The 14,067-nt window shown below is 57.2% G+C and carries 21 protein-coding genes and 2 pseudogenes; 6 read left to right on the top strand and 17 right to left on the bottom strand.

The genetic code is table 11. From position 1 onward, the window contains the following. Both AV929_RS22230 and AV929_RS22575 read left to right on the top strand, forming a co-directional pair. A pseudogene (locus AV929_RS22230) lies at positions 1-1,181 on the top strand (hypothetical protein); the annotation flags it as partial. Between the two features lie 101 nt (positions 1,182-1,282). Beyond that, entirely contained in the window at positions 1,283-2,392 is a 1,110-nt protein-coding gene (locus AV929_RS22575; RefSeq protein WP_230458832.1) for a hypothetical protein, read from the top strand. Between the two features lie 169 nt (positions 2,393-2,561). On the opposite strand, the gene AV929_RS03640 is transcribed toward AV929_RS22575, so the two are convergent. From AV929_RS03640 to AV929_RS03660, 5 genes are all read right to left on the bottom strand, one after another. Then, a complete protein-coding gene (locus AV929_RS03640; RefSeq protein WP_155120715.1) occupies positions 2,562-2,891 on the bottom strand; it encodes a helix-turn-helix transcriptional regulator in 330 nt (109 codons plus the stop codon). Between the two features lie 128 nt (positions 2,892-3,019). After that, positions 3,020-3,295 carry a hypothetical protein gene (locus tag AV929_RS03645; protein ID WP_064287476.1) on the bottom strand — a complete coding sequence of 92 codons (276 nt, stop codon included), beginning with the start codon at positions 3,293-3,295 and terminating at the stop codon, positions 3,020-3,022. Positions 3,296-3,358: 63 nt separating this feature from the next. Further along, positions 3,359-4,183, bottom strand: coding sequence for an N-6 DNA methylase (locus AV929_RS03650; protein WP_064287477.1), 825 nt, complete (start codon positions 4,181-4,183; stop codon positions 3,359-3,361). Positions 4,184-4,415: 232 nt separating this feature from the next. Then, positions 4,416-5,117, bottom strand: coding sequence for a hypothetical protein (locus AV929_RS03655; protein WP_155120716.1), 702 nt, complete (start codon positions 5,115-5,117; stop codon positions 4,416-4,418). 234 nt (positions 5,118-5,351) lie between these two features. Continuing rightward, entirely contained in the window at positions 5,352-5,792 is a 441-nt protein-coding gene (locus AV929_RS03660; RefSeq protein WP_064287479.1) for a hypothetical protein, read from the bottom strand. Positions 5,793-5,898: 106 nt separating this feature from the next. On the opposite strand from AV929_RS03660, the gene AV929_RS03665 reads away from it, so the two are divergent. Then, positions 5,899-6,267: a hypothetical protein gene (locus tag AV929_RS03665; protein WP_064287480.1), complete on the top strand. Its 369-nt coding sequence runs from the start codon at positions 5,899-5,901 to the stop codon at positions 6,265-6,267. Between the two features lie 8 nt (positions 6,268-6,275). Here the strand turns inward: AV929_RS03665 and AV929_RS03670 are convergent, their stop codons facing one another. The 3 genes and pseudogenes from AV929_RS03670 to AV929_RS03680 form a co-directional block, all read right to left on the bottom strand. Continuing rightward, positions 6,276-6,662, bottom strand: coding sequence for a hypothetical protein (locus tag AV929_RS03670; RefSeq protein ID WP_064287481.1), 387 nt, complete (start codon positions 6,660-6,662; stop codon positions 6,276-6,278). Positions 6,663-6,737: 75 nt separating this feature from the next. Continuing rightward, a pseudogene (locus AV929_RS22915) lies at positions 6,738-7,614 on the bottom strand (transcription initiation factor IIB family protein). Between the two features lie 57 nt (positions 7,615-7,671). After that, positions 7,672-8,358 (bottom strand): hypothetical protein, encoded by a 687-nt coding sequence (locus tag AV929_RS03680; protein WP_064287482.1) that lies wholly within the window; start codon positions 8,356-8,358, stop codon positions 7,672-7,674. 195 nt (positions 8,359-8,553) lie between these two features. On the opposite strand from AV929_RS03680, the gene AV929_RS03685 reads away from it, so the two are divergent. Beyond that, entirely contained in the window at positions 8,554-9,051 is a 498-nt protein-coding gene (locus AV929_RS03685) for a hypothetical protein (RefSeq protein WP_230458835.1), read from the top strand. A 179-nt stretch (positions 9,052-9,230) separates the two neighbouring features. On the opposite strand, the gene AV929_RS03690 is transcribed toward AV929_RS03685, so the two are convergent. The 7 genes from AV929_RS03690 to AV929_RS03720 all read right to left on the bottom strand — a co-directional run bounded on the left by AV929_RS03690 (position 9,231) and on the right by AV929_RS03720 (position 11,213). Continuing rightward, entirely contained in the window at positions 9,231-9,446 is a 216-nt protein-coding gene (locus tag AV929_RS03690; protein WP_004966197.1) for a hypothetical protein, read from the bottom strand. Then, positions 9,439-9,642, bottom strand: coding sequence for a hypothetical protein (locus tag AV929_RS03695; RefSeq protein WP_064287483.1), 204 nt, complete (start codon positions 9,640-9,642; stop codon positions 9,439-9,441). The genes AV929_RS03690 and AV929_RS03695 overlap by 8 nt, the downstream gene beginning before the upstream one ends. Positions 9,643-9,755: 113 nt before the next feature. Further along, on the bottom strand, positions 9,756-10,121 hold the full coding sequence (locus AV929_RS03700; RefSeq protein ID WP_064287484.1) for a hypothetical protein: 366 nt from the start codon (positions 10,119-10,121) through the stop codon (positions 9,756-9,758). A 57-nt stretch (positions 10,122-10,178) separates the two neighbouring features. Further along, on the bottom strand, positions 10,179-10,418 hold the full coding sequence (locus AV929_RS03705; RefSeq protein ID WP_064287485.1) for a hypothetical protein: 240 nt from the start codon (positions 10,416-10,418) through the stop codon (positions 10,179-10,181). Further along, a complete protein-coding gene (locus tag AV929_RS03710; protein ID WP_064287486.1) occupies positions 10,415-10,621 on the bottom strand; it encodes a hypothetical protein in 207 nt (68 codons plus the stop codon). The genes AV929_RS03705 and AV929_RS03710 overlap by 4 nt, the downstream gene beginning before the upstream one ends. Next, a complete protein-coding gene (locus AV929_RS03715) occupies positions 10,612-10,926 on the bottom strand; it encodes a hypothetical protein (RefSeq protein ID WP_064287487.1) in 315 nt (104 codons plus the stop codon). Before AV929_RS03715 ends, AV929_RS03710 begins: the two co-directional genes overlap by 10 nt. Continuing rightward, entirely contained in the window at positions 10,923-11,213 is a 291-nt protein-coding gene (locus tag AV929_RS03720) for a hypothetical protein (protein ID WP_064287493.1), read from the bottom strand. Before AV929_RS03720 ends, AV929_RS03715 begins: the two co-directional genes overlap by 4 nt. 158 nt (positions 11,214-11,371) lie before the next feature. Here AV929_RS03720 and AV929_RS03725 point away from each other — a divergent pair, with 158 nt between their 5' ends. Next, positions 11,372-12,223: an IS5 family transposase gene (locus AV929_RS03725; protein WP_064287488.1), complete on the top strand. Its 852-nt coding sequence runs from the start codon at positions 11,372-11,374 to the stop codon at positions 12,221-12,223. Positions 12,224-12,465: 242 nt separating this feature from the next. On the opposite strand, the gene AV929_RS03730 is transcribed toward AV929_RS03725, so the two are convergent. Further along, positions 12,466-12,828 (bottom strand): HalOD1 output domain-containing protein, encoded by a 363-nt coding sequence (locus tag AV929_RS03730; protein ID WP_155120717.1) that lies wholly within the window; start codon positions 12,826-12,828, stop codon positions 12,466-12,468. Then, on the bottom strand, positions 12,812-13,261 hold the full coding sequence (locus tag AV929_RS03735; RefSeq protein WP_064287490.1) for a hypothetical protein: 450 nt from the start codon (positions 13,259-13,261) through the stop codon (positions 12,812-12,814). The genes AV929_RS03730 and AV929_RS03735 overlap by 17 nt, the downstream gene beginning before the upstream one ends. A 313-nt stretch (positions 13,262-13,574) precedes the next feature. Here AV929_RS03735 and AV929_RS03740 point away from each other — a divergent pair, with 313 nt between their 5' ends. Then, positions 13,575-13,937 carry a hypothetical protein gene (locus AV929_RS03740; protein WP_155120718.1) on the top strand — a complete coding sequence of 121 codons (363 nt, stop codon included), beginning with the start codon at positions 13,575-13,577 and terminating at the stop codon, positions 13,935-13,937. Positions 13,938-14,067 lie beyond the last annotated feature (130 nt).

Below are 14,067 nucleotides of genomic sequence, written 5' to 3' on the forward strand. Positions count from 1 at the left end.
TCCCCGACGCGGACGTGCCGACCGGGCGCATGAGCGCGAAGCTCAACGACATGCCCGGGCCCCGGCGCCAGCAGACGACCGAGCAGTTCGACCAACTCGACAGCGATGGGAGCGATTACCTGGGCAACACCGACATCAACGACCCGACGCTGAAGGCCACCGACCTCTTCGAGAACACCGGGCCCAGTGGGCGTCGCGCGCTCAACGATCTGGCGGAAAGCGATCAGGACGCCGCCGACGCGCTCCTGCAGATGGACGACGCCGCTACCCAGCGGCGCTTTACTGAGGCCTACGAGAGCGATTCGGTCGATAGCGATGAATTCGCGACGGCGGTCAAGCGGTACGACGGGTTGGATGCGGATGAGAAAGCGATAGTGCAGCGGTCCATGGCGCGGTCTGATACAGATGCAATTCGGCTCATGCGTGCCGATGTCTGTAACAGCCCCTGCGATGGGGTCCTGAAATCCGTCGAGGACTTCGTTGACAGCCGCAACGGGTTGGACCAGGACGCGTCAGAGAAACTCGTCAGAGCGTTTGAGGATTCAGACGACGTTCCCGATGGTGTCCCGGGCGAAGAACCTGGTAGAGTCATGGAAGACCTCGAATATCTCGACGATCAAGACGTCGACCGGCTGGACGATGCTGTGACCAGAATTTCCGGTGACCAGTCCGGCTACACCGGTCTCGCAGGGGAAACCCGTACCGCAAGGCGTGTCATCGAGAACAACGATAACGCCGATGTCGAGATGGACGCGACAGTCGACCCTGACAATATCGCTGACGAGGACCTACCCGACGGTGTCACCAAAGACGACTTGAAAGACGGCCCAACCGATATCGACGTCAACAATCGGAACGGGGCCGCCTACGAATCGAAGAACACATATTTCGATTCCGATGAGTACAGAGACTCGTTCAACAGCGATGACATCGCCGATGTCGCACTTGGAGGCGACGTGAATTCGCTCCGGAAGAAATTGAACACTATCGCCGCAAGCGGGCAAGATGAGATCGTCGTTGTCGTCAGAAACAAAGACGTTACATTCGATTCAGATGTGCGTGAGAGCTTCCCCTCCGACGTGCAAGACGTGGAATCACTCACTGGGCTTGCGGACAGAATTGAATCACAGTTTGACGGGACAGAAGTAACAATCAAATCCTTCGACCAGGTAGAGAGTTAAACATGAGTGACGGTACAGCTTTGGCCTCTCTATTCGATACAGACCCACCGGTACGGGCGGAACTCTGTCGACGGATACCCCAGATAGGCCGAACGCTGGGAATGACTCTCGACCGCGACGACGCGCCAAGTACCAGTGAGGATATCGATACGACCGTCGACTCCCTGTCTCTCCGTCTCGGAGAGAGGCAGCTAGAATTCAACATCGGCGATGAGTCGGGGAAGAATAATATACCGGATTCGTATCTCGACATATCGACCGCTGCTTCGAATCTTGCGACGGAATCGAGTGACCGTCCTGAGTCAGAGCGGGAACCGTTCAAAGCCGACTATATCGAACTCCTCTCCGCGCTTGTGGTCGAGTTCGACCCGCTGTACCTCGCGGTAATAAACACGACTCAAGTGACTACCGGCCCGCCGCCGAAAACGTGTCACCCATCGGGTGTACCGGTAGAGCTCGAACGCCTGCCCTGGTTGGGCGTCTACTCGGAGCCGCTAATCGAACAGTTTGGCGGCCGCCAGCGGGTTCTGGACACGCCGGCGTGGATGGTGGAGGAGCTTGAGAACGGGAGTATCCTCATCGTCACGACCCGCATACCCTGGGAAGACTACGGGAGTAAACACCCGGCGGACCGGTACCTGTTGGATGGGATGGACCGAGCGGACGCCGTGTCACCGCCAAGTGACGTGACACTGTCTGACCCCTTCGCTAGTTTCGACCCCGGTGCGATCGGCACAGACATCTGTGTCCACCAAGACGATATCGCCCCGGAGTTCGCCAACGAGGACTTACAGCTCATTCCCGTCCACGTCGACGAACACCGGAACCTGCGACATCTCGATACCAACGCGTTTGTGCGAAACGTCGTTACCAATACCACGGGAGACAAGGCCGCTATCGTCAAGCGAATGCTCTCGGACGTCCCGGCCACGTCCGACGACGACCTCTACGTCTCGGCGTTGCTTCGGGACGTAATCCCGCCGGCGTTCGTCCGACTGGACGACCCCGACAACGAGAACGTCGTCACGAAAGTGATGCGTCTTGAGACGGACGTGAACAAAATCAAGCTCCTCGTGAGTCTAAGTCGTGTGGCCCAACAGGACGACTTCACGACCGAGGACCTCAACTCGATGGAAGGAGCGCTGGACACGCTGAACGAACTCGACGACAATGAGAATATCGACCAGTACATCGAAGCGAAGCTGCTGTAAGCAGTGACGAAGCCCGCGAGTGACAGTGTCCTTAGCGAGGGTTCGAAGTGGTGTAATCCTGCAGACTTAGAATACGATATGGACTCTCCAGCAATGATGCCTGTCCTGAGTTAGTGACAGCCGGGGTTATCGCTTTGATACACACGCTGTGGCTGCTTTACCTATCCTCTTACCTCGCGATTTTGAGACGACCGCGTGAACCACGTTCTCGATCTCGACTGCGGCGTGGCCATTCAGAGTCGGATNNCCACTCGTTTCGAGCAGCTATCTCTCGTTCGCCACGTCGCGTGATTGAGTAGATGTTGGTCCGTCTGTCTTTTTGTGCCTTCTCAACGAGCCCTTTATCGACAAGTGTGTCAAGGTTCGGGTATAGCCTCCCGTGATGGATTTCTCCCTCGTAGTATTCCTCCATCTCCTCTTTGATCGCGAGGCCATGTGGGCCGTCTAGACCGCACACCACGTACAGTAAATCACGTTGAAAACCGGTGAGGTCAAACATTTCAGGCTGGCTAACAACTTTGCGCCATTAAGTTTACTGAAATTGACCAAAATCCAGACGCATCAATGGCTACTTTGAGGGATAGAACCGGTCTCGAAAGTGGCTGAAATCTGATGGTAAACTAGCTGTTAATCCTCGTCTTCCTCGCCTGCCTCGTCTGCCTCGGGCTGAACATCCCGAAGCCGACCACTGATCTCCTGGTCGTACTCTTCCAAGAGCTTGTAGAACTCCACAATCGTCTCCTCGGCAGTCTCACCCTTCGATTTGATCGTCACTCTGTCTTGATCGCGGGTGTCAGTGCCTCGATCCAACCGTGCTTCCATACTGCACCCAAAGTCCGTTCGTTCGACCTTTTCAACCGAGTCTGGAGCCGTGTCTGGCTCTGTGTCTGATTCTTCTGACATGGTTTTCCTCGGGACGCTCTCACTGGAACGCCCCGCACCCGACTGGGGCTCACAAAACAGCTGTCAATCGCTGCCCTCGAACGCACCCAGACTGGCCTGCTCACTCGGAACAGACACCGTAGCCGGTGGTGTTCGCTCTTCAGAGCCCGTGTCTGTCCCTTGAGTTGGGCTGGACTCGTTCTCCGCCTCGACCGTATTCTCGAAGGCGTCGGTCACCCACTCGTGAAGCTCCTCAACTTCCTCGTCGTCGAGTTCGCGAACGCTCCCTCCCAGCAAAGAGTACGAGGTCTGCCACGCTCGCTGGAACTCAACAGTCAGTGAATCGCCCTGGATGACATAGGCGTCCAGATTTAGGAAACAGCAGTTCAGCGCCGTCATTCGGGCACACAGTGGGTCCTTGTCTTGCCCGACAAACAGCGCGTCTGGCTGCTTTCGACCGGCGACCAGCAGTGTTCGACCGCTCCCACAGGCCGGGTCAAGGACCGTCTGTCTATCATCGCTATCGCTCTCGTCTCCGACGCCGGCGATCTCGGCCATCGTCTCGCAAACAGAGTGGGGCGTGAAGTGTTGGCCGAACGCATCGCTGGACATCCCGTATTCCTCGTAGACAGCACCCAGAACGTCAGCGTCGGTGGCTGCCATCCGTTCTTGGAGCTGGCCGAACGCCTTGGCGAAGAGGTCGACCGAGCGCTGTCCGTCTGGATGGTCCATATCGCCGCGTTCGCGATAGTCGTCGACGATCTCTATATACGGATCGTCTCGGTCCTGCAGTGCGAACAGCATGAGGTTGACCCAGTCTCGGAAGACCGTGTGCGCGCTGTGCCCGCGCTGGCGAATTTGCTCAAGCGTTTCAACAATCTCGTCGACGTCGATCTGTGGCGAAGCCATGCTCTCTCGGCCACCAGAGAGTCACAAAATCTGGCCTGCCGGAGGGTGTCGCTCTGGAAATTCTACTTGTGGAATGAGCTGGTCAGTACAGAAGGTGTGCCTATCATCCCGTTCCCTCGCAAGAGACGAAGAGTGGGCTCAACGGTGGTGGCCGGCGAACACGGAGAGCCGTAGCAAATCGGGAGCAGAATCATAATAAAATTCAATCGATGATTTCTATCAGTAACCAGTCCTACATATCTTCATAAAGCCAAGGCTCCTCAAGATACGCATCGACCTGCCGCTGTCGTTCCTGTTCAACGAGGGCTTCGACTGCCTCGTCATAGTTGACTTCCTGACTCAACTCCTTCGCATCAGAAAAAAGATGCACAAGTTCAGTTGTGATACGGTTGGAGCTATTTTCTATCCTATCTAACTCTGTCAACATCTCTTGTGCATCATCGTGAGCCTCCTCAAAGAATGAAGCACTGGAACTCAGCCATTCAGACTCCTGCTCTACTTCTTGGAGCGTGTTCCGAGTCATTTGAATTAGCGTCTGTCGGGCACTGAGTTCCTGTCGAACTTCTTGATATTCGTGAGCTTGGTCAGTGAGCCAGGCCTTCCACTGCGGAGCATACTCTCGAAGATCTTCAAGATGGGATTTTGGTGGTTCGTAGTCATAATCGTGAGCAACATTATCTCGGATTTCCTTGAGGGAGGGAGCTATCGAATGGTACTCATCGGGGATTGAATGTTGGTCCAGCGATTGAATTCTTACCTTGATTTTACCCCATTGAGATTTCAGGTTCATCTCTCTCATCCTGCCATCTATACCCAGGTTTTCGCGACTGAGATCGGCCATCGCTTTACCGTAGTAGTCCTCAAGGATGTAGACTGCAATTCTACGCGGACCTATTTCTTCTAGATTCAACTGATCGAATGTGTCAAGAAGCATAGAGTCGTCGCAATCTGAATCATCACACATGAATGGTAGTATGACAAGCGGGCTAATACTTCTTATTCAACCCAATCTTGTAGCTGAGAAACAGTCCTACTCTATTTGTAGCTGATGTTGAAGCTAATGACGCCGGCTGTATCAAAAGATGACGACCAACCTGTGACCAATTCACATACTCACTGAGCGGTCGTTTCAATCGCTGTCATGAGCAAAGAAACCGTTCTGCAGCGGCTACGACGAGTCGTACAGGTCTTCGACCCCCCGTCGGTAGTAGTCCTGGCTGGAGTCTGGAACGGGATCAGCCTCCTCCGGGTGCTTCGCGATGATGCTGGCGAACTGCTTGGGCGGCTTCCAACTGTCCTCAATTTCGCGGGCCTCCAACTCTTTCAGGACTGCATACTCACCGTCAGCGGTGACGTACAGAACACGAATCCCCGGCTTCTCACTCAGCGGGCCCCTGAGTAGCTTTCCAGTTCGTGTATTCACCAGCCACTCAAGTAAGAGCCCAGCCCGGCACTGGATTGCGTACAGTTGCACTTCGTTCTCCTTGGGAGATTCTGTGCGACCGTTGTCGGCCCACGATTGGGGCAACGACCGATTCTCCGTCTCATCTTTCCAGCGCCACTTCAACTTTTTCGGCCCGGTGTTCCCACGTTGGTATTTACTACTCATTGTTGGATTCTCTCAGCCACTAGAGAAACACAAAATCCGCTCTGTATCGCCTCTATAGCAACTTTTTTGCTGTTTGAGAATATATGTATTAGTACGAGGACTCATCATGAAAACAGCCGAGTCCCCCACTACGACTAGCGAGTGTTCGCCCCCAGACCAGTGGATATCCCGCCAGCCCGGCGGCACCCGCGATCTTGACTTCCAGCAGATCCGACAGCGTCGGTCAGCAACGTGGAACGCCGCCCTCGATGCCAGTGTCGACGTAACGAAGGGCGGTCGCCCGGACCTGTTTCTCGTCTCCGTCGACGGCGACTGTCCTGTGAACTGCTCGCTGGCCGAGCATCCAAACGGGACCCACGCCGGCTGGTGCAGCTGCGAAGTCTTCCAGGCGACGACCGTCTGCCCACATCTCTGCGTTCTCCGCCAGCACGCTGCCCTCGGTGATCTCGACCTGCCGATGCGGAACCAGACCTGAAGCACAGCTCAGTCGTCGCTCATCGAGACGCCGGCCAGCGGTCGAACGTCGACGCGCCCAACCCGGTCGTGGTCAAGACACTGGCACAGTCGTTCTCGAACCGTCGCCTGCGAACACGGCTCGACGTCAACCCCTAGCCGGGGGTCGTCTCGAATCTGGACGTACTCTGCGTCGACGTCCAACGGCGTGTGCTCGACCCGACACCAGATCGTCTTCGCTCCGGCTTGGTCTAGATCAGTCACGTACCGAGCAGCCACCGCTTCGTGGCGAAGTTCGACGAGGACTCGTTCAACAAACGATGCGACTTTCGTTGGCGACCGTGGCGATGGGACCGACGCAAAAACACTCGAAGAGTCGTTCCGTGCCGCCGATTTTGGAGTATCAGTAACTGACATATGTCTCTCTCAGGACGTACTTGCTGGCTCGCCCTGCACCCTCGCCGGGGCACGCAAAACAACGGTCGCGAGCGGTCACGCAACGATATGCTCCTCGATCTCCTGGAACCACTGCCGGGCCGTCGTAATATGCACATCCAGTGGCTCGCAGATCGTCGCTTGCGTGAGCCGGATGTCTGACTCTTTCCCGGCGAGGTACAGAGCGCCGGCTGCGATACCGTCTGGTCGCCCGTTGATCTCGGTGGACTCGGTCGCCTGCTCTGCGAGTTCGAGCGCCCGCTGACGAATATCCGGAGAAACGTTGAATGGAAGGTCCGAACAAATCCGCGCCACCCAGTCCACCGGGAGCGACACTGGAATCGGAAGGTCAAGTTCCACCAAGAACGTCCGGTAGCAGTTCCAGATATGCGATGCAGAACACCGGGCAACGTCGGCTACCGTCTCCATCGTCACGAGGCCGTTGCACCGGCAGGCGGCGTATACAGCGGCCGCTGCACCGCCCTCAATCGACCGTCCGATTAGCAGGTCCTTGTCTTGGGCTTCCTTGAAGAACGTGGCTGCCTGCTCTTTCACCGCGTTGCTCTCAGACAGCGCACTCGCGANNAGCGAGATTCCGGTCGCGCTTGCTGGTGAACTTCGACCGGCCGTTGAGCTGTCGCTGGCGAGCAAGCCGTCGACGCTGTCTCGGGGAAATATCTGCACTCTCAACCGAGCCGATATTCGTCGACAGGCCTCGGTCGTGGCGAGTGGCCGTCCGAGGTGCGCCCGTCCGTTTCTGTTCCTCCTGATCGTACGTTCGCCACGCTGGCCTGCGGTCGATCTGGTCTTGGTCGGTCACCAGGCCACAGTCCTCACAGTGCGTCTCTCGGCCACTACTGTCGAGTTCGCCGCCACACTCGGGACAGCTCGGCGTAGCTGTAGACAACGCTGTCTGGACAGTTTGTGAAGACATATTTCGAGACATCCTCTCACCTGACCAGAGGGGCAGAAAACACGCTGCGGCCCCCGGTTAGGCGTCTGGCAGTTTTCCATCCGGGCGGGGGACTCGCTTGGCTTCAATCTCGATCTCGACCCGGCGACGGTGCTTGCATCGCTCGGCCTCATCGGGACAACTGCACGTCTCCTCAAGCACATCCACCTCGTACCGGCTATCCGACGCCGAATAGACCTCGTAGCGACCGGGCTTTGCGAGGAAGGAAACGTCGATATCTTCCTGCTTCGCTCGTTTCGTGCGTGGCTCGTCCTCGGAGGTGACAGCCAAAGGGTCCTCAGTTGGGTTCGTGACGCCGCCGTCGTCGAACCGGACCTGCATGACTCCACCGTCAGCGACTGCTTTTCGTGGTTCGCCGTCGACGTGCAGCCCGAACTGGTCGTCTAGGGCGTCGTCGTCCACCCACTGCGGGATCGGTCTCTTGCCGGTCGCGAAGGCGACTCGCTTCTGGTGCTTGCACTCCTTGTCGGGGTTGTACTGCTTCCACTTGCACTCACAACCCCCTGTTCGGGTGTCAACAAGGTACTCTGAGCCGGAGCCAGAGTTGATCAAGAAGAGGTCGTCGGCGTTTCGTGCCCGACCAATCGAGTCCAACACGGTCATCACTTCGGTCAGTGCCCGAACGGTCCGGTTGTTCGGGTCAGCCTCCTCCAGTTCGCTCTCGTCGATACTGCTGGCGTCGCTACGGGATTCTGTGGTAGCCATGAATGACAGGCGGCACGCCCTCTGTGGGACGCCCCTCACCCCGCTGGGGCACAGAAAATTCGGCGACTAGAGTTGTTGAAATGGACGGCTATTCTCGACTTAAAACGGGAAGCACAGGCTGTAGGAATGGTCGAAAATGCCAACCGTCTATTGTAACTCTCCGAAAAATGAGACACAATGCAGGAGGTTTGTACTATGCTGACCACGATATTAAAACAGGCTCAGGAGGGACTGCTACTCTCGGTATCGTTCTTGAGAACCTGTGGGATTGATTCTTATGCGATGCCAGAGATTATTAATTTGATGGCAACTTCAGTATCCGAATACGTTGATTACGAAGAAGACGACGGTGTTGGAATCTGGAAGATTGAGGATCTGCCCGCAGCTATCGAAGCAGGCGATATGGAAAAGGCAGAGCAGCACTACGTTGAGACAGCCAGTGACCCAGAAATGGAGAGCGTTGTCGTCACCATCGGTGGCGTAGAAGAGATGGATTCCAAGGTGTTGGACCATGTCGAAGACAATTGGACCGATGTAGCTGAACAGTCGGATGTCGACTTCACAGCTTATGTTGCTGATGGGATTGCACGACTCTCGATCAGCCAGAAAAATGAAGCTGATAATGTACTTACGAAGGGATTCAAAGAGTTTGAGCCCGCACTTGAGTGGGCGAAAGAAAAACAGAACTCCTGAATTGCCAGTAGCCAGAACGTTTTGTTTCAAATCTTACTAAATTACTGGCGTGTCTTCTTCTGGACAGTTTCTCCCAAATATTCAATTATTGTTATGAATTTGAGCGAGGAGTAAGCACGCTTACTGAGCAGGCGTTGCAGCCAGCATCATGGCTAAAGAAACTGCCGTTTCGCCGCCTGTCAGAGTTCCGTTGCCTGCATCTGTTCGTGTGCGTCGGGGTTGACTACCGGGATAACGCCCTCGACCTCCTCCTTGCCGTACTCCTCACGAATTAGGTCGTGGATATCGTTCGCGAGAGCAACGGCCTCGTCTTGCTTGTTGGAACTCGCCTCGTTCTCAGGAAAATCTGCTGGCCCGACGCCCTCAACGACGATGAACAGGTGGTCGTCACTCATTTTCGACCGCCTCGACGAGCAGCGTCGTTTCGGGCAGGTCGTCGCGAGAGGCCGACAGGAACTCCGAAGTCTCTAGCGTTTCCTCGATCAACTCGACCAGTTCCTCTGAGACATCGCCAAAGTGAACGATGGCGTCGGGATCGGGGTAGTTGTCGTACTGCTGTGCAGCCGTCTTGTCCGTCTTGTTCTTACTCATGATCGGTNNCGGACCGGCCTGCCGGTCCAAGGTGGAGCGTGTCCCCCGAGCGCTTGCGCTCGGGAACCGTGAGCATGAGAGTGAGCGAAAGAGTGGCTGGTACGGCTCCTCGATTATTCCGCGATTACGTTCCCGTTCTCGTCGATGGCATACCTGAGTGGGAACACGTTCCCGTCGATATGCGTGGCCTTCTTCGGCAGCGTCTCGTTCAGCCACGCTTCACGGTCGGCGTCGGTTTGGATGTCCTCGTTCGGGGAGTGGACGCTGAACAGGTCCATGCTGACCCAGCGATTGACCGTCAGCTCACCGGACGGGGAATACACCTTCACGCGCTTGTTTTCGGCGTCAACACCGACGATGGCGAGTGCAGACGTGCCCTCGGTCGTTTTCAGTCCATCACCGATATCCACGGCATCAGGGTCGATATCGAGGTCGTCGCACTGCTGTACAGCCGTCTCGTCTGTCTTGTTCTCAGTCATAATCGGTATGCGGCACGTCCTCTGTGGGACGCCCCTCACCCCGCTGGGGCACAGAAATTATGCGACGGCTTGCTCCTCGGTATCCGATTCATCGCGACGGATCTCGCGTGCCCGCTCTCGAAGGCGAGACTGGACTGGCGTCCGGTTCTGGTGCTGGTTCTCGTATGCGAGATACCGCTTGACCGTCTCCATTGAGTGCATACAGTTGATGCCGGCGACGATTGGCTGGAGATGGTCGGCGTCAAGCAACCGCTCGGGAGGGAGTTTGTCGAGGATTGGGTCAGGAGTGTCACTCATGAATCCTCCTCTCGGAAATCGTCGAGCGTCGTCCTGCGTTTGTACCGACAGCCCGGGTAGTGAGCCAGAAGCGTCTCGTCGACGGCGTCCCAGAAGCCGATTTTATGCGGCGCAACCGACTGCCAGAACCGGGCGCGTGCCAGTGCTGCCCCAACTCGCTGGCGTTCCTCGCGACGCCACTGCTCGCGCTCGATCATCGCCATGCCGACGCTCCCTCCGGTCGATCCGCCATGTACGAGCTGGCAAGCTCCAGCCCGGAATCGAGTGACCGTCGCGTCCCGACCAGTTTGGTCGCCCGTTCGAGCGCCCAGCCAGCGTCGCTTCGTTTCAGCAGGACTGTCGCTCCGGTGTCGGGAATGTGCCAGCCAATCGTGTCGTTGCCAGCGGCGAGAAATTCCCATTCGCCCGCAACGGCCTCCTGTGCCGCGCTCTGTGTGTCAATCAGCGCATCCGAGCGTGGGCCACCAGCGCCGAAATCACCCAACGTGGCCGTTCCTGCTGCGTTCATGCAGCGACCTCCTGGCGGTCCCAACCGGCGAGTTCGGCGTCGATGGCGCTGATGATGCTCGTGACCTGTTCCTCTAGCGTGTCTGCCTGCGCACCGTCGACGTCCAGAAGCGAGCGAAGTTCGAGTACGTCCGAGAGGTCGATACTCTCTGAGCGCCGGGCCACCGCACGGAGGACAACCGCTTCAACATCGGCGCTGCCGGACTGCGCTCGAACAGTCGTCGCGATGGACTTGACGAACTGCGAGGTGGGTGGCTGCGACAGGTCTTCCGAACGACGGCAGGATATATTTCGAGACATCCTCTCACCCGCCAGAGGAACACAAAATTGGGACTTGCTGCCGCTGTAGATGGATTTTTGTGATTACTGTGCTGGCTGAAATACCCGCTCAAGGCCTTGTTGAAACCCTTGCTAACTAACACGACAGACGAATAGCTGGAGGGAAGATGGATGCGCTCCCTAAATCACGGCTTCTTCGATTCGTTGAACGGGCTATGGTATTGGCTCGTCGTGCTGTGGCACGGTATTCGAGTCGCTATTCACGGAAGCGGTTCACGCTCCGACAACACGTCGTCCTGCTCTGTCTGAAAGTGAAGAAGACGACCACGTACCGCGACCTCGTTGACGAACTCATCGAGATGCCACGCATCCGTGACGCCCTCGATCTCGATTCGATTCCCGCACCCTCGACACTCTGCAAAGCCTTCGACCGCTTGGAGATGGCTGTCTGGCGAGTGCTACTGAACATCTCGCTCGCTGACGTGCCGCTGAACGGTGTCACCGGCATCGATGCGTCCGGGTTCGAGCGAGCCCACGCCTCAACTCACTACACCAAGCGGACGAAACTCACCATCCAGCAGCTGAAAACAACGCTGTTGGTCGATACAGCGGCCAACGCCGTGCTCGATATTCACGTGACGACGACACGAAAACACGATACGCAGATCGCGCCACAGGTAGTGAAACGGAACGCAGCGTCCATCGCAGTCCTGACCGGTGACAAGGGATATGACGACCAGACGCTCCGGCGACTTGCCCGCAATCACGATATTCGACCACTCATCAAGCATCGTGAGTTCACCTCACTCCACAAGGCGTGGAATGCACAGTTGGACAGCGATCTCTACCGAAGGCGGAACATGAACGAGACAGTCAATGCGGCGATCAAACAGAAATTCGGCGCGTTCGTCCGGTCACGCCGCTGGTGGAAGCAGTTCCGCGAACTCGTTATCAAGTGCCTCGTTCACAATCTGGAGCGAAGCCTCGCTTTTTCACACGAGGACGGCGACTGTCCGTGATTCCGAGACGAAGGGACTGCTGAATGAGCGCGTATCTCGTGCGGAACCTGTGCCGGAAGGATGGAGGTTGCATCGGCCAGTAACGAGGAGAGCCCGTCCGTTCGGTACCGGCCAAGTGCTGACCGCGCGAGCATCCGCGAACGAAGCCACCGAAGAACGGCGACGAGCAACCGAGTGCTTCGCAAACACCGTGGCCGGCCGAGTATCCGGCGTGTGAGGACGCAGTGGCTCCGACGTGACTGCTACGAGTGGTCGGCCTCGGTCGGATCGTACACCCGTACCCATCCGTCGCTCTGGACTTTCACGAGGTAGTCGGTGTACTGAAACTCGACAGTCCCGACGCCCTGCCGAGACCCCGCCCCAACGTTCGGCCTGAAAAACGCCTTTTCGATCGCTGGTACGTCCACGGAATCGTACAGCGGTGGCGACTTCACCTCCCTCGGAGAGACGCCGTCAGCCTCTGCGATGGCGTAGATGATTGCGGTCGTGAGTTCACCCTGTCCGTTGGGTTCGTAGTGTCGCTGTGCTACCTGCGTCCCGTGCGTATTGGCACTGCTGGTCGGGTCATCTTCAGCCATCGGTCTATCGTCATCCCTCTTGCTCATCCATGTCACTCCGGGCGTGCGTTTCTTGCTTCGAGTCGAGGCTGGCACCCATCCCTTCGAGGGCGGCCAACACCTGGTCGGCGTGTTCGGCGGTCGTAATCGTCTCGGTCGCTTCATCGAACGTAATCACGCCTTCGTCAACCAGTTTCGGGACGTGGGCGTGGTACAGCGCGACGTACACCTCTTCACGCTGGTCGTCCGTGACGGCGTGGTCGGGAACGTCGTTCTCCCACGCGGCGATTTTCGTCGCCAAGTCAGTCAGCGACCACTCGGTGGCTTCGAGAAGCGTGTAGCACAGGTACCGTCGTCGGGAGTGCCCCAACGCCTCGTACACTGGCTCTATCTCCAGAATGTCCGGCGGCGGCAGTTGCGTTTCGGGTGACGCGAACACGTCGGCTGTTGCTTGCTCATCCGAGTTGGGTTCGCCAGCCATGCGATAGAGAAACGGTGCGTGTACAAAACGATTTCCCTCAGGCTGGGCAAAACGAGGCTTTCAATGCTTAATACGTCCGATTTGTGGTTTAGTACTCTCCACTTACTGACCGCTCGAATGAGTCGTCGTTTCCGACGGTCTCGACCAGTGATGTCACCGGGAGGCTGAGAACGCGGCGGAATTCGGTACCCAGAGTGAGGCAATTCATCACTCAGTGGAAAGTCACACGGGTTTATGCGTCTCTGGCGCGATGGTGAGGTACGGAACCCCGACTGCACATTATGCGTTCGTGCCCTGATTCTGAAGGGGGCGTTTGAGCCGGGATACCGGACGAACAAGCAGTCTCCTCGTTCTCCTCGCGTGGCCGGCACGCGGGACGCATCACACAGCACACGCGTTCCGCAACAGCCACCACCCACCAATGCCCGAGTTCCATGCAGATGAATGGTCGCAGACGATCATCGACTACCTGACGGACGCCGACGACAGAACTGCATCGCTCGATGCCCTGATCGAGCACATCATCGACCAAGAGACGAATGCAGTCGCGCCCGACAGAGAGACGGTCACCTACGAAGTGGTACATGCGTGTCTCCCGACGCTCGCTGAGAGCGGAGTCGTCACGTTCGACGAACGAACCGAGACAATTACCTACCGACCACCACCAGCGCGATAACCCTGCTTATACGCCTCCCGGCGGTTCCCTCGCAGCTCGCGTGAAGCGATACCGGGCCACTGCTGATCTACGCTCTGTCGTCAGCAAGGGTTTGGGGGAACTATCACCGAATGAGGGTTTCAACAAGGCC

The organism is Haloarcula sp. K1 (assembly GCF_001647155.1).
In the GTDB taxonomy this organism is placed as follows: domain Archaea; phylum Halobacteriota; class Halobacteria; order Halobacteriales; family Haloarculaceae; genus Haloarcula; species Haloarcula hispanica.

Bases quoted from the DNA above. Each gene is read 5' to 3' on its own strand.
- AV929_RS22575 (WP_230458832.1), top strand. From the start codon at position 1,283: ATGACTCTCGACCGCGACGACGCGCCAAGTACCAGTGAGGATATCGAT.
- AV929_RS03645 (WP_064287476.1), bottom strand. From the start codon at position 3,295: ATGTCAGAAGAATCAGACACAGAGCCAGACACGGCTCCAGACTCGGTT.
- AV929_RS03650 (WP_064287477.1), bottom strand. From the start codon at position 4,183: ATGGCTTCGCCACAGATCGACGTCGACGAGATTGTTGAAACGCTTGAG.
- AV929_RS03655 (WP_155120716.1), bottom strand. From the start codon at position 5,117: ATGCTTCTTGACACATTCGATCAGTTGAATCTAGAAGAAATAGGTCCG.
- AV929_RS03660 (WP_064287479.1), bottom strand. From the start codon at position 5,792: ATGAGTAGTAAATACCAACGTGGGAACACCGGGCCGAAAAAGTTGAAG.
- AV929_RS03665 (WP_064287480.1), top strand. From the start codon at position 5,899: ATGAAAACAGCCGAGTCCCCCACTACGACTAGCGAGTGTTCGCCCCCA.
- AV929_RS03670 (WP_064287481.1), bottom strand. From the start codon at position 6,662: ATGTCAGTTACTGATACTCCAAAATCGGCGGCACGGAACGACTCTTCG.
- AV929_RS03680 (WP_064287482.1), bottom strand. From the start codon at position 8,358: ATGGCTACCACAGAATCCCGTAGCGACGCCAGCAGTATCGACGAGAGC.
- AV929_RS03685 (WP_230458835.1), top strand. From the start codon at position 8,554: ATGCTGACCACGATATTAAAACAGGCTCAGGAGGGACTGCTACTCTCG.
- AV929_RS03690 (WP_004966197.1), bottom strand. From the start codon at position 9,446: ATGAGTGACGACCACCTGTTCATCGTCGTTGAGGGCGTCGGGCCAGCA.
- AV929_RS03695 (WP_064287483.1), bottom strand. From the start codon at position 9,642: ATGAGTAAGAACAAGACGGACAAGACGGCTGCACAGCAGTACGACAAC.
- AV929_RS03700 (WP_064287484.1), bottom strand. From the start codon at position 10,121: ATGACTGAGAACAAGACAGACGAGACGGCTGTACAGCAGTGCGACGAC.
- AV929_RS03705 (WP_064287485.1), bottom strand. From the start codon at position 10,418: ATGAGTGACACTCCTGACCCAATCCTCGACAAACTCCCTCCCGAGCGG.
- AV929_RS03710 (WP_064287486.1), bottom strand. From the start codon at position 10,621: ATGGCGATGATCGAGCGCGAGCAGTGGCGTCGCGAGGAACGCCAGCGA.
- AV929_RS03715 (WP_064287487.1), bottom strand. From the start codon at position 10,926: ATGAACGCAGCAGGAACGGCCACGTTGGGTGATTTCGGCGCTGGTGGC.
- AV929_RS03725 (WP_064287488.1), top strand. From the start codon at position 11,372: ATGGATGCGCTCCCTAAATCACGGCTTCTTCGATTCGTTGAACGGGCT.
- AV929_RS03730 (WP_155120717.1), bottom strand. From the start codon at position 12,828: ATGAGCAAGAGGGATGACGATAGACCGATGGCTGAAGATGACCCGACC.
- AV929_RS03735 (WP_064287490.1), bottom strand. From the start codon at position 13,261: ATGGCTGGCGAACCCAACTCGGATGAGCAAGCAACAGCCGACGTGTTC.